Raw genomic sequence first — 13,535 nt, 5'->3', positions numbered from 1 at the left:
ATGCGGGTCAGTGATAGTAGTTTCCGAAGTTTCTTATCTTGGACTTGGCGTGGACACGGATTTCCATCTTAGCGTACATTTCGTCCCAGGGGGAGTCCATCCACGCTTTATAACTCATTTTATTGCGGACGTGCTGCCCGATCCCAATGCTGTCTGTGCGATGCTTCTGCAATTTTTTCACGACCTTCTCACATTGCTGAACTACATGCTCGTTCAATAAATTCTCCAGCTTAGATCTGTCCGCAGAGCTGGTCAAATTCATATCTCCCACATATTCCAGTACCGATCCATTGAATTTAATGTAAATATCGGCGATATAATTTCCTTCCTCGTTTTTTCTGATTTTAACCTTCTTGCGGCTGTTAATTCCGTCCAGGGTGACAGACTTCATTTCCGGTTTGTCCGAAGTGACGGTAAATTCGCCCTTTCCATGGTCATGGTACATGATTGAAAAATAGAAGACCTCGTCCGGCGTTAACTTGCCCATGTATTTGTCATCGTGAAAGAGAGCGACTCCGGCGTATTCGAGATCTTCTCCGCTTTTTCGGATCATGTTCGCAATTGGATCCTTGCCGTCGTCATAATAATCGCGGAAAAATTCGTGCAGCAAAATACGGGGAATCGTCTGCATATCGAATTCCTTTTTCAGAAGGCGGTCGATATACTGGCCTGTCCGGAGATGCCCTTTGTAAGTGCGCGACAGAAGGTCATGGACCGATTCATCGACGATCACGAGCTCCGTACGTTTGGAAATCGTGGGGTCCCGCTGCAGAGTGTCCATAAACTCCCTCAGACCCTGTCTCGCAATATTCGTATTGTACATGATCGTCCGGATTTGTCCGCTGAGCAGCTTTCTGCTCGTTTTTCGCGAGAGCGTGATTCGAGCCTCTTTCCCGCTTTTGGCGGTCGCGGTCAAAATTTCATCCGTAAAACGCGTCTGATTGGCCTCCGTAAGAATCAGGGGAATGCTAAGCGTAACTCTGACCCGATTTTCGTCCTCCCGATCAAAGCCTACGGTACGGACATAACCGACCCGCTCAAGAATATGCTGGTCCTGACTGCATGAAGTGGTGAGCAGTAAGAGACAAATGGAGCTGATTAGAATTCCCGCTCTTTTAAGCATGACGTTTCCTGCCTTTCTGTATCAGCAGTGCCAATAAAGCCAATAGAGGAATCACGATAGCGACCCCAAGCTGGAGATAGATCAAAACATTAAACCAATCTTCTACCTCAATTAGAGATTTGGGGATAAAAGCTACGATGAAGGTGGATGCCATCACGAAAAAGAGAGCCCATTTCCACGGAAGCCGGGGGATCAACTCGGTGAATACGGCCTGACTGGACCAGTAGTACATCCCGCCGGTAATAAGGATCGACACCAGAAAGAGGCTGTACAGAAAATTTTGCACCCGTTCGACAAAGGGGAAATACAAGTAACCAAACATGTCCAGTAACGGGAAAGACAGATGGACCAGTTCTTTGTAGTTGAAAAAACCGTAGCATATCACCGTTACTAGCAAATAGACAAGAACAGTCATACTATTGCCCAGATGGATATATTTGAGCCACTTCTTTCCCTTTTCGGCATATGGAAACAGAAATAAGGATAACTCGTACCCCATAAAGGAGCCATATACTTTTATGAACCCCTGTCCGAAATCCTTCCCTTCTTTGAAAAAGAACGAAGACATTCGTGTTATATCGAAATCTTTCATAAAGATAAAGCTGAGCGGAACCATAGTGATCAGCAAGGCGACGAAAAACACATTAGCCTTGGATATATTATAGATCCCTTTGGTCACCAGCAAAAAAACGATGATATCGACAACCAGTTTCAATACGATATCGGGGGTTTGCGGAAAGATGAGCAATTGATAGATCATGACGTACTGCTTGATTACTAGACACCCCACCATTGCCAACCCGCTGCCCATGACGAGATATATTGGAAATAGCAAGAAGCGGGGGATTCCGGACTTTAGAATCGCAAATATGGACGCGCCGCGGCCAAGCCGGTAAACCGATGTGATCAGCAAAATGTTCAATGTGATCGGCAGGAACATGAAGATTAACGCGATCCATCCGTTCGTGCCGAAATAGGTGGCTACTGTACGCGGAAGAATAAATAGGACCACACCAGTTTGCGTGTTGAAAATCAATAAGGCAATTTGAAACCGGTGTAGCTTTTCATGTGACAAAGGAAATCACCTATTTCTTCATCTTGTTTGGATTCTTGTTCGGAGAGGCCGATTGCGACGGGCGCTGGTGAAATGACCAAAACGGTCCCCGGATGAAAATGTCTTTCCAATCCATCGGCTTGATCGGTGCAGCCGGAATCGTATAGGGAGTTCCGAGGCTGGTCAGCTTGGACAAGTGAATGATCATGAGCGCAATCCCCGCGATGAATCCGAAATTACCCAGCATGCCGGATAAAATGATAAGTCCGAATCGAATCAATCGGATCGATCCGCTCATGACGTAACTGGGAATCACGAAGGAAGCAATCGCGGACATCGCTACCGAAATGATTAGGATGTTGCTGGTGAATCCGGCTTCCACGGCTGCGGTTCCGATGACGATACCGCCGACGATGCCGATCGTCTGTCCGATTTTTGTCGGCAGTCTGGCCCCGGCTTCCCGAAGCATCTCTATGGTCGTTTCCATTAGCAAGGCCTCTATGATGGGCGGAAAAGGCACCCGGCTCCGGGATTCGGTAAGGGAGACCAATAGATTCTCGGGAATCATTTCATAATGATAGGTGGTAATGGCAACATACAGGGAAGTTAAAGAAATCGTGATGATAAATGCCAAGTAACGCAGCAGTCTCAGCGCACTGCCGACAGCCCAGCGATTGTAATAATCGTCAGGCGTCGTGAAAAATTCAAAAAAGGAAGACGGCGCAATGATCACCGAGGGACTTTGGTCGGCGATGACGATGAGCTTTCCGTCATTCAGCTTGGACACCGCAATATCGGGCCGCTCCGATGTTTGAAACAAAGGGAATAGAGAGTTTGGAAAATCATCGATCAACTGTGTCAACATCGTACCGTCGTACAGACTGCTAAACTCGATAGCTTTGATCCGGCTCCCCATTTCTTTGACGTGTTCCATAGAAGCGATCCCGTCGATGTATAGAAGACAAACTTTAGTTTTGGTCAATTCGCCAACCTCGAATTGAGAAACTTTTAATCGATTGCTTTTGAATTTTTGGCGGATCAGCGAAAGATTGGTTTCCAGTGATTCGTTAAATGCGTCATGCGGCCCCGTAATGGCGCTTTCGGTTTGCGATTGCTCGATGCTCCGTTTCTCGGGGCCATAGGCATCGATAAGGTAAACGCCTTGCGGGACAAACAGGGCGACATTCCCAGTTAAAATCCCCGAAACCGCATCGATTGCTTCGGAAGCAGGCGAAAATTGGGATTGCTGCAACAGATCGTCGAGTTCTTCATTCCGTATATTTAACAGGGGCCTGAGAACGTCGCGCTCATAGGTCTTCATATTGATCTGATGTTCAAAGAAAAGCAAATCGGCCTGTAACAAAGGGATGCTGTATCGGGTCAGATCGCTGCATTCTTTGAACTCCTGAAGAACGGTATCCAGGGACAACGGGCCGGAAACCTGCTTTGTTCCTTGAGGGGATTGCTCTTGTTGGTTTTTGCCGGAATCAAAAATTTGAGCGATCTTGCTGAATATCGACAAGATGTCCTCCTCCTGCCCATGGATTTTTAAGTATTATGTGATATCGTTGGAAAAATATGCAGCTTCCTCATGAAACATCATGCTTTAGAAAAGGGGAAAAGGTCTCTTAGGGGGCATAGAAAAAGCCTGCTTCCCGGCAGATACAGGGAGCAGGCTTTGTTACTTCTTACAGGTTAACCGTGCAAAAGAGATTCGGCTCCGTCAATGTATACTTCGGTGCCCGTCAAATGAAACGACTCATCGGATGCGAGGAACAGGACGAGATTGGCCACCTGTTCGGGTTTGCCGGGACCCTTTTCCAGCGGTTGGTCACCTTCAGGAAATTCCACCGGAATTTTCACTTCCTTGATGTCATCCGTAGGGAAGGTATTGTCCCCGATATTCGTCTCGATGGCACCGGGGCAAATCGCATTCACCCGGATACCGTACTGGGCCAGCTCAAGAGCGGCCATTTTCATAAAGGCGACCTGAGCCGCCTTAGAAGAGGCATAGGCAGAGAAGCCGATATTGGAGAAGACCCGGTTCCCGTTAATGGAACTGGTAATGATGATGCTGCCTCCATTTTCCTTCATGTAGGGGATAGCGTATTTTACGGTAGCGAACGTACCCCGAAGATTAATGTCCATCGTCTGGTCCCAGTCGCTGATCTCCATAGTCTCGATCGGGGCCATAGTCCCGTTGATACCGGCATTCGCGAAGACGACCTGAATGTTTCCCGCTTCTTCTGCAATTTGGCGGAATCCCTGTTCGATCATTTCCGGCTTGGAAATATCGCACTGGATCACAGCAGCCTGCCCGCCGGCGGATTCGATGGTCCGTTTGGTTTTTTCGGCTTCTTCCGGCGTCCGGTCCAACATATATACTTTTGCGCCATGCTGCGCCATACGGATCGCGGCGGCTCTGCCGATGCCGGACCCGCCTCCGGTTACGACAGCTGTATAGTCCTTCAATCTGGATTGGTTCATGGGATAGCTCCTCTCTGAACAGTGCAGTATTGGGATATCAGTAGTTTTATACCCGTACGATACTTGGTGAATCAAAAGAACGAGCTTCAATGTCGGGGTTGATAATTACCGGGTTTATCCAACATAATTGGAGGTAGAGAGGAGGAGGCTCATGATTTGTCCGAATTGCCGTCACAGCCAATCGAATGAAAACGCGAAGTTTTGCGAGGATTGCGGAACGCCGCTGCTTAAGACCACCGGGGAGGGGCAGCAGGCCAACGCATATTTGGAAAATGCCAAACAGGCTTCCAGGCTGTATTTCAAATTTTTTGCGTCCGCATTAAAAAGCCCCGCAGCCTACGCTAAAGGCGTAGGCAGGGAGCAGTTTATCAATGGAATCATCACGATAGTCCTTTATTCCCTGGTCGTACCGCTAATTATCTATTTCGGCTTCCACCGCCTGGCTGGTTGGATAGACTATCCTTTTTTGGACCTCGTGCTGCGACCGGCACTGGCTTTCGCCATAATGTCGATCTTGACGGTAGCCTATTGTTTTTTAGCCATTAAGTACGGAAAAGGAAAAGGGAACTTTCAAGAGGTTGCTGCCCGTTTTGGCGTTTATCTTGTACCCTTTACGGCATTGCTGCTGCTTGCCCTGCTGATGGCGATCCTGCAAGTCAACATGCTCCAGTCACTGCTGCTCATGGTCGGCCTGTTCGGGGCGATGTTTGCAGTCCCGGCATTCGTTATTTCAAGCTTGATGCCTGAAGAGGGCGGGATGTTCGACAGGCTGCAAAGCACAATCCTGGTATACATCGCATCCTCGATTACCGTAGGATTGTTGGGTAACGTCCTGTTCGGCCGGATCGGCCGGCTATTGGGAGACGGGATGTCCCTGTTTTATTGATCGGCAGGGTAACTTATTTCTGCGCCTGCCCAGCGGCATCCAGAAGAATTTGAGCGATGTCCGCATAGCTGTCCACCTTGAAATGGGGGCTGTGTGATGATTCGGGCTCCGCGCCGCGGTGATTGAACCAAAGGACGTTCCAATCGGCCTCCAAAGCGCCGACGACGTCATTCCGCCAGGAATCGCCGACATAATAACAAGCAGCGGAGGTCAAATTCAGCGCGTCGGTCACATGATCAAACAACTTGCGGTCCGGCTTGGTGATTCCGACGGCCCCCGAAATAAAAATCCGCTCCGGAGGGATGAGTTCACTCAGTCCAAGGGCGCGGATTTTTTTCATTTGATGCTCCGGGGGACCGTTCGTAATCAAGCCGACAATAATTCCTCGGCCGATCAAATCGTCCATTAAAGGACGGGCTCCGTCGAACAGAGTAATATCAAATTGGCGGTTCAGGTATTCGGATTGGACTTCTTCAGCTTGAGAACCGGTCAGCAGAATGCCGAATTCGGCCAGCGAAAGCGAAAACCTGCGGGTACGCATCTCGCTGAGCTCGGAGCCATGCGTTGGAGTGCCCCCGGCTTCTGCGGAGAGTTTATCGCTATAATAACGCATGCGGTGATAGGCGGGGGCATAAGGGAAGTCTTCGCCGGTGCCGAGCACACGCTGCAGAGCCTCGCGGAACGGAATCAGGTGATCGTAGAGCGTATCGTCCACATCAAAAAATACGGCCTTTTGCGACAGTGAGGTAATGGGATCCATATTCAGTAGGTTTCTCTCCTTTGGCTAATATCCTATGGATATTATACCGGGAGTTGCCGCGTTGGGGTAGCCGGACTTGCCGTGAATCAGAATCTTCGGCTTGCGCCTCCGCCTCCCGAGGAGCCCCCGCCGCCTCCGCGGAAGCCGCCACCACCACCGCCGAAGCCTCCGCCTCCGCCGCTGCCGCCTCCCCGACCGAGTATCGAGATCAGGAACATCGTCATCATTCCGCGGAAGAAAATAAAATCTACCGCCAGAAAAGCGATGATGAGAATGATCCAGCCGGAGGATAAGCGGCCGTCTCCACCATTCCCGGCAGGCGCTTCGGGAACCGCAATTTCCTGCGGCGTTAAAGTTCCCTCCACACCATATTCTCTGGCAACTTCGTTGTATAGCGTTTTATAGGTTTCCACGATCGCTTCACCAGGATGGTTGTTCACCAGATAAGGGATGGTGACCTGATCGAGGATTCTGCCGACCTTGCCGTCAGGCAGAGCCCCTTCGAGGCCATAGCCGACTTCGATCCGCAGCGGTCGGTTGCCCGGCTCGCCATCCTCCATCGACAGCAGAAGCAGCACTCCGTTATTCAATTTCTGGTCCCCCAGTCCATATTTGCGGAGGGCCTGCAAAGCGTACTCTTCCACGGTGTAGCCGTCCAGAGTTGGCACAGTCAATACGGCAATTTGAGCCTTGGTCCGATCCTCCAGGGCCCTTCCCAAGCTGTTTAATTCCCGGGCCTGTTCAGCCGTGAGCAGGTTCTCGAAATCCTGAACATAAATATCGCCTTGCGGCTCCGGAATATTCGGTGCGGCAAAGAGGGGAGCAGGCCCTCCCAGCAGAACACAAGCCAGCAGGAGGAGGGACACAATTCTTAAGCAAGCGGACCCGGTGCCGGAACAAACACGGCCACCTGAAGGTTTCATGCTCCAGCCCCCGCCCGGGCTTCTTCACCCGGGAACTGAAGCAATGGATTTACCGGGTTCAAGGATGAAGTTGAATCCGTGCCGAAGTCCACCTCCGGATTGGTCCGCGATTCCGGCGTGGTCTCAAAATACTCCCGTTTATCAAAGCCCATGATGCCTGCGAGCAGATTGCCCGGGAAGCGTCTTCGCATATTGTTGTAGGTGGCGACGGCTGCATTATAATCGTTCCGGGCTACAGCGATCCGGTTCTCCGTGCCGGCAAGCTCGTCCATCAGCTGCGTGAACTGCGCGTCTGCTTTGAGCGTCGGATAATTCTCTACGACAACCAGAAGACGACTGAGCGCGCCGGACAATTGCTGGTCGGCCTGAGCCAGTTCATCCGGAGTTCTTGCTCCGCCGAGTGCGGCACGGGCGTCGGATACTGCTTTGATTACTTCCTTTTCATGGGAGGCGTATCCCTTTACCGTATTGACCAGATTCGGAATCAGATCATATCTCCGCTGGAGCTGAACGTCGATTTTACTCCATTCCTGGTTCGCGTTTTCGTCCGCCGCGACGAATTTGTTGTAATTTCCGGCAAACAGAGCAATGAGAATAACGACCACCGCAATGACGATGATCAGCGGGATCAAGCAGCCTTTTCCTTTGAGATTCATAGAATATGTACCCTCCTTGTAATATTGCGCAATGGTCCATCTTCTGTTATTACTTATCTCTTTACCCTTTGCCCTATACAAGGAAACTCCATCCAATCGATCCAATCGGTCGGGGCAGGGTACTCAGGCTTATGTTTCCGACAGATAGTTCGATCTGGACGGGCACCTCCGGGACCATCCCGAGGAAACCGGACCATCCGGGAGGATATGGGAGGAAGTTTGCGGCTGGATCGCATTACAGTAGGGTAGTGATAGAGCATCCTATCTCATCAAGGCTTAGGTAAAGACATCCGGTTTTCCCTCCCGAATTATAACGTCTATACTAATAGATGTGTGAAAATAACGTTATTACAACGGATTTAGGAGATGACTTTACTTGGCTTATGATGAAATGTTGGAACGCCGGAGTGAAATGTTGAAACGACGGATTGGCGAGATGATCGCCAGGGAGAACCAATATGGATTAGGAAAACAAGAGGGTCTATTTCTAAGACGAATGATTAAAGAATGGCATCAAATGACTCATGAGATGAACGGAAAGCCGGTAATCTAAAAGCGGCCTGATCTGTAAAGCAGGCGTGGAAACTCAGGATGAAAAAAGAAGAGGCCAGCGACGGAGGAAATATCCGTAGCTGGCCTCTTGGCATTTGAGCTTTACCCCACATATTTCGCAAGGGAGATTAATGCCGTGATGGTTACGATATTGAGCAATGTGGAAATCAGCACGGTTTGCGATGCGAAATCCGGTTCATTATCGTATTCTTCAGCGAGGATGGTGCTGTTCACACCCGTAGGCATCCCGGAAGCGATCAGAAGCGCCTGGGCGGGCACACCCTTGAGCCCCAGCAGGAAGACGAGTAATAAACCGATGGCAGGACCGATCAGCAAACGCAAAAGAACGCTGACATACACGTCGAGGCGGTCCAGCCGCAGCGGGTACTTTACAATTTGCGCTCCCAATGTAAGCAGAGCCACGCTGACCATGGAATCGGAAATGTAGCCCAGCGGTTTGGAGGCAAACTCCGGAAGAGGGAGCTTCAGGACATGGAAAACCAGCCCGAGTACGAGCGCATAGGGCACCGGCATCTTGAGAAAACCGATCAGGGCAGCCTTCAAGGTTCCGCCGGACTTGGCCCGTTGCACCGACATTACGCCGTAAGTAAAGGTAACCAGGCTCTGAAACGTCATAATGAGCGCCTGGAGGGAGGATGCCAGCGGATCTCCTTTGAAAGCGAGCTGATTGATCGGCAAGCCATAATTCCCGGAATTATCGAGAATCAGGCTGTTCGTAAAAGCGGCTTTCATTCCCCGGCTGAATTTCATGCGGCGGCTGACGATCATGCTCACGACATAGAGCAGTAGTACATATAACGCATAAAATAACGTAACATTGCCGAGAAGCGCAGGCGACATTTCGGAATGGTACATGCTGAGAAACACGACAGCCGGCGTAATATAGTAAAAATTAATTTTGGCGAGGGTGTACAAATCGAGTCGAAAGGCCCGCTGCATCAAGGCTCCGAGCCCGATCAGCACGAAAATGGGCAAAACGACATCCAGCAAAATTTGAGCTATCATCTTTGATGTTCATCTTCTTTCTTGCCGGCTTATTTGGCGCGGACTTTTTTGGGGCGGGGCATCCGGATTTTGCGGATAATTTGATTGAGCACCTCGGACAAGACAAGCCCGATGGCGATGGAACCGGAGATCAGAAATGCTTGCGCCGCAAGCTGAATCGCCGTGTTATATTCCTTTTCCACGAAATTCCGCATGGCGTCGTAGGCCATGCCTCCCGGCACCAGCGGAATGATTCCCGATACGCTGAAGATGATAACGGGCTTCTTGTAAGTACGGGCGAAGATTTGGCTGACCACACCGACGATGATCGTCGAGGCTACGGTCGCGTATATGGTATCCAGCCTGTAACCCAGCAAAATGTAAGCGGCCCAGCCCAGCATGCCGGAGAATCCGCATTGCAGCAAGGTCCGCTTGGGGGCGTTAAACAGGATGCCGAAAGCCGCAGAGGCGATAAAGCTGGTAATGAAATGCAGAACCAGGTTCATAGCAGGTTAAGTCCTCTTTTCCGGATTATAAAATGGTAAATACGAAGGCGATACCAGCCCCTATGGCAAAAGCGGTCAGGAACGCCTCGGCGCCCCTGGACAATCCGGAGACCAGATGGCCGGCCATCAAATCCCGGACCGCGTTGGTGATCAATAGTCCGGGAACAAGGGGCATGACGGACCCGATAATGATTTTATCGAGCTCCTTGCCGATTCCGGCCAACACCAGCAGCGAGGCGACGATGCCGATCAGAAAGGAAGCGCTGAATTCCGCGAAAAACTTCACTTTGACGAGACGATGGAGCAGGATGAACGCCAGGAAACCGAGTCCGCCGCATACGACGCCGGGAAAAAAATCAAACAGGCTGCCCCGGAACATCAAGGTGAAGCACCCGCTGGAGATGGCGGCCGCGGCAATTTGAAGCCCGACCGGGTAGGCATGCCGCGATGTGTCAATGTCCACGAGAAGGGCCCGGGCCTCTGCAGCCGTGACATCCCGGCTGGACAGCTTGCGTGAAACATCGTTCACGGCAGCAACCTTCTGCAAATCCGTAGTGCGTTCCACAATCCGGATCAGCTTGGCCCATCTCATGTCATCGGATTGAAACATGATGCCTGTGGGCGTGACGTAACTATGGGATCCGGCAAGGCCCAAGGCCGTGGCGATCCGGGTCATCGTATCCTCTACCCGGTAGGTTTCCGCTCCGCTTTGGAGCATGATTTTCCCGGCTAACAGGCACACTTCAATAGGCTCCTGTTCATCGACAGCCGCCGTGTCGTTCATCATCTTGCTCTCCCTTCCAACAACTTAAGCCCATTATATCATGTGCAGATTCGAAAGCGGAATCCATTGAAAGTCTCCGTGAAAGATGTAGAAATTTGTCGAACATTAGCGAAAAATAATCGAAAATTAAGCGAATATGTGAGTCCTTTACCTAAATTTTGTGATATGCTTACCTAGTCCGGCAATGGTCTCTTGTCGGATGATTACAGTTGAGAGGTAAAATAGGATATGCTGCAGAGTCTAATCAACAACTTTACTGTTTTGACTACCTTTTTATTTTTTGGGAACATGGCCTGGGGTAAGTGCCAAGCCTACAATCTTCACAAAAGAAATCAAACCAAATTAATACTCGGACTGGTCCTCGGACTATTCGGGGTTGCTTTAATGTATTACACATTCCCGATTAACACCTTCGTCTTTGCCGACTTCCGTCAGCTGCCGATTTTAATTTCCGTCTCCCTTGGCGGATGGATAGCGGGCCTGGTCGCCACGGTCATTATTTTCGTATACAGGCTAGTATTCCTAAGCGGTGTGAGCATGGCTTCTGTTTGGGGAGCCGTCAATGCGCTGGGAACCTTTATCATTGCGATCCTGATTTTAAAAGACTATAAGCTGTCTCTGAAGAGATGGGCCTGGACGCTGGGGTTATCCGCCGGATTTTCCGTACTGGTCTTCTCCATCATTCTGGTTGAGAACAAATGGGTTCCGATCGGAACATTTTGTCTTGTCTTTATCGTGGGAGGAATGTTTACTCTCGCAATGCTCCTATATTTGAAAAGATCAGACGATTCATTAAGAATTATGCGCGAAGCGGCTCATCGCGACTTCCTGACAGGTTTGTTTAATGCGAGGGCTTTTGAAGTCATTATGGAGCAGCGCATCGCATCCTCGACCCGGTATCGCGTGCCCATTACCCTATTGCTGATTGATATCGACCATTTTAAACAGGTAAACGATACATTCGGCCACCCGGCCGGTGACGCGGTTTTATCCCAACTGGCTATGGTCTTGAGGGATACTTTTCATCCAGGAGATCATATTGCCCGTAAAGGAGGAGAAGAGTTTGCCGTGATCGTGGATGATTGCGATTCCGAACGCATTGAGATTATAGCTGAGCGGCTTCGGCGAAATGTCGAGAACCAGATCTTCATTCTGCCGGACGGAACCGAACATAAAATTACGATCTCCGCCGGGAGCGCCACCTATCCGGATATCGTCGAGGAACTATTGTTCGAGAGAGCGGATCAGGCGCTTTACCAGGCAAAGACGTCGGGCAGGAACCGCGTTTGCCGGGCATCTTCTATTTAAAGGACTTCACCGATAAGGTGAGGTCCTTTTCTTTTTTTCTCGCTCAGCCTCCCCTTGGCCGTCCGCAAAATGAATGAGAATCGGGAGTTATTGGCAAAATAGGCTCAGCTAAGGAGTTAATATCGGATGTGAGCTGGAGGGATCGGAATTGGGCAAGAAGCAAGGTGAACAGGGAGCTGCATGGCTATCTGAAAAAATGTCGGGACAGGTTGATTTCGAGCAGCGGTCTCTCGGCTCTTCCGATGAAATCGGGCTGCAATATCTTAGCAGCTTAACGAACTCGGATATGATTAACCGTTATATCGTCATTCCAAGCTATGAAATGGAAAGCCTGCAAGCTTTCGAGAATTATATCGCTTCTTTTCCGGGTACCGTTCAAGCTAGGGAACGGCAGCAGATTATTGAGTTTGTGCTTAAAGGATTCGTGTTGATATCGATCGGGAAAAGCGGTTATTTATTCAATGCGGTCAAGGTGGAGTCGAGCGGAGTCGGTGAAGCGGTGAACGAGGCCATCGTTCAGGGACCGCGGGATGCGTTCAGCGAAAATATCGAGCTGAATATAAACCTGATCCGGCGAAGATATCAATCGGAAACTTTAAAGATCGATATGTTGACCGTAGGAAAGGTTTCCCGAACTTCAGTGGCTATTCTGTACGATGACGAGCGAGTGGACCGGCAAGTGCTCAAGGAAATGAAAAAGCGGATCGAAAATGTAAAAATCGATATATTGCAATCCGCAGGGGAGTTGGAGAAATATATCAGTCCCGAACGGGTACGGATTTTTCCGACAATGATCGTTACGGAAAGACCGGACCGGGTAGTGTTCAATATTGCGGAGGGCAAGGTCGCGGTGCTGATTAACTCCAACGGGTTTGCCATTCTTGCTCCTTCGATTTTCAGCGACTTTTTCACGGCAATGGATGACAAAATCCAGGTTCCGTTGGTCGGCTGGTTTCTGAAAATCATCCGGTATATCGGTTTGTTCTTGACGTTGACGCTGCCGTCCCTCTATGTCACCTTTGCCTCTTATAATCCCGAGATTTTAAAGGTCCAGATTTCACTGCTGATCGCGGGAAGCCGGGCCGCTGTCCCCTACCCCTCCTTCATGGAAGTCTTTCTAATGCTGTTGATGATGGAATTTCTGACGGAGGCGAGCTTGCGTCTGCCCAAGGCAATTGGACCTACGGCTACGACGGTCGGCGGTTTGATTCTTGGACAGGCAGCGACCCAGGCTGGACTGGTCAGCAATATTATGATTATTCTGGTGTCGGCCGTCGCCATCTCCAATTTTATCATTCCGTTAAGTATGATGGGGTACACCATACGTGTTATTAAATACATCATGATTTTGTTCGCGATAACCTTCGGACTATTGGGTGTCGTTGGGTCGGTGGTCGGGTTGATCATGTATTTATCGGGAATCCGCAGCTTTGGGCGGCCTTATATGAAGATGTTTGCGCTGGAGATCAAATCAAAGGGTGGGCAATAGTG

At 50.1% G+C, this 13,535-nt stretch carries 14 protein-coding genes; 4 read left to right on the top strand and 10 right to left on the bottom strand.

Going from position 1 to position 13,535, the window contains the following annotated elements; all coding sequences use genetic code 11:
• Positions 1 to 7 precede the first annotated feature (7 nt).
• The 4 genes from NYE70_RS20935 to NYE70_RS20920 form a co-directional block, all read right to left on the bottom strand.
• On the bottom strand, positions 8 to 1,123 hold the full coding sequence (locus NYE70_RS20935) for a Ger(x)C family spore germination protein (RefSeq protein WP_341047948.1): 1,116 nt from the start codon (positions 1,121 to 1,123) through the stop codon (positions 8 to 10).
• Entirely contained in the window at positions 1,116 to 2,198 is a 1,083-nt protein-coding gene (locus NYE70_RS20930) for a GerAB/ArcD/ProY family transporter (RefSeq protein WP_341047947.1), read from the bottom strand. Before NYE70_RS20930 ends, NYE70_RS20935 begins: the two co-directional genes overlap by 8 nt.
• Before the next feature lie 10 nt (positions 2,199 to 2,208).
• Positions 2,209 to 3,699 carry a spore germination protein gene (locus NYE70_RS20925; protein ID WP_247681721.1) on the bottom strand — a complete coding sequence of 497 codons (1,491 nt, stop codon included), beginning with the start codon at positions 3,697 to 3,699 and terminating at the stop codon, positions 2,209 to 2,211.
• Positions 3,700 to 3,872: 173 nt separating this feature from the next.
• Positions 3,873 to 4,664 (bottom strand): SDR family oxidoreductase, encoded by a 792-nt coding sequence (locus NYE70_RS20920; protein WP_211021596.1) that lies wholly within the window; start codon positions 4,662 to 4,664, stop codon positions 3,873 to 3,875.
• 151 nt (positions 4,665 to 4,815) lie between these two features.
• On the opposite strand from NYE70_RS20920, the gene NYE70_RS20915 reads away from it, so the two are divergent.
• Entirely contained in the window at positions 4,816 to 5,550 is a 735-nt protein-coding gene (locus NYE70_RS20915; RefSeq protein WP_213655407.1) for a zinc ribbon domain-containing protein, read from the top strand.
• A 13-nt stretch (positions 5,551 to 5,563) separates the two neighbouring features.
• Here NYE70_RS20915 and NYE70_RS20910 read toward each other — a convergent pair whose 3' ends face one another.
• The 3 genes from NYE70_RS20910 to NYE70_RS20900 all read right to left on the bottom strand — a co-directional run bounded on the left by NYE70_RS20910 (position 5,564) and on the right by NYE70_RS20900 (position 7,889).
• Complete coding sequence (locus tag NYE70_RS20910) at positions 5,564 to 6,310, bottom strand: HAD family hydrolase (protein ID WP_211021598.1); 747 nt, start codon at positions 6,308 to 6,310, stop codon at positions 5,564 to 5,566.
• Between the two features lie 86 nt (positions 6,311 to 6,396).
• A complete protein-coding gene (locus NYE70_RS20905) occupies positions 6,397 to 7,233 on the bottom strand; it encodes a TPM domain-containing protein (RefSeq protein ID WP_211021599.1) in 837 nt (278 codons plus the stop codon).
• Entirely contained in the window at positions 7,230 to 7,889 is a 660-nt protein-coding gene (locus tag NYE70_RS20900; RefSeq protein WP_211021600.1) for a LemA family protein, read from the bottom strand. Before NYE70_RS20900 ends, NYE70_RS20905 begins: the two co-directional genes overlap by 4 nt.
• 376 nt (positions 7,890 to 8,265) lie before the next feature.
• Here NYE70_RS20900 and NYE70_RS20895 point away from each other — a divergent pair, with 376 nt between their 5' ends.
• Positions 8,266 to 8,442 (top strand): hypothetical protein, encoded by a 177-nt coding sequence (locus NYE70_RS20895; protein ID WP_211021601.1) that lies wholly within the window; start codon positions 8,266 to 8,268, stop codon positions 8,440 to 8,442.
• A gap of 101 nt (positions 8,443 to 8,543) precedes the next feature.
• Here the strand turns inward: NYE70_RS20895 and NYE70_RS20890 are convergent, their stop codons facing one another.
• Genes NYE70_RS20890 through NYE70_RS20880 form a run of 3 tightly spaced genes read right to left on the bottom strand, consistent with a single transcriptional unit; the run spans position 8,544 to position 10,739 of the window.
• Positions 8,544 to 9,467 carry an AEC family transporter gene (locus NYE70_RS20890; protein WP_211021602.1) on the bottom strand — a complete coding sequence of 308 codons (924 nt, stop codon included), beginning with the start codon at positions 9,465 to 9,467 and terminating at the stop codon, positions 8,544 to 8,546.
• 29 nt (positions 9,468 to 9,496) lie between these two features.
• Positions 9,497 to 9,952 (bottom strand): threonine/serine exporter family protein, encoded by a 456-nt coding sequence (locus tag NYE70_RS20885; protein ID WP_211021603.1) that lies wholly within the window; start codon positions 9,950 to 9,952, stop codon positions 9,497 to 9,499.
• A gap of 25 nt (positions 9,953 to 9,977) precedes the next feature.
• Positions 9,978 to 10,739 carry a threonine/serine exporter family protein gene (locus NYE70_RS20880; protein WP_211021604.1) on the bottom strand — a complete coding sequence of 254 codons (762 nt, stop codon included), beginning with the start codon at positions 10,737 to 10,739 and terminating at the stop codon, positions 9,978 to 9,980.
• Positions 10,740 to 10,964: 225 nt separating this feature from the next.
• Here NYE70_RS20880 and NYE70_RS20875 point away from each other — a divergent pair, with 225 nt between their 5' ends.
• Complete coding sequence (locus tag NYE70_RS20875; RefSeq protein ID WP_341047943.1) at positions 10,965 to 12,044, top strand: GGDEF domain-containing protein; 1,080 nt, start codon at positions 10,965 to 10,967, stop codon at positions 12,042 to 12,044.
• Positions 12,045 to 12,192: 148 nt separating this feature from the next.
• The gene (locus tag NYE70_RS20870) at positions 12,193 to 13,533 is read left to right on the top strand and encodes a spore germination protein (RefSeq protein ID WP_341047942.1); all 1,341 of its coding nucleotides are present in this window, start codon (positions 12,193 to 12,195) and stop codon (positions 13,531 to 13,533) included.
• Positions 13,534 to 13,535 lie beyond the last annotated feature (2 nt).

This window comes from Paenibacillus sp. FSL R5-0407 (assembly GCF_038009185.1).
GTDB lineage: Bacteria > Bacillota > Bacilli > Paenibacillales > Paenibacillaceae > Fontibacillus > Fontibacillus vini.
Note: the sequence above shows the minus strand (reverse complement) of the source record. Positions and strands in the feature narration are given on the sequence as shown.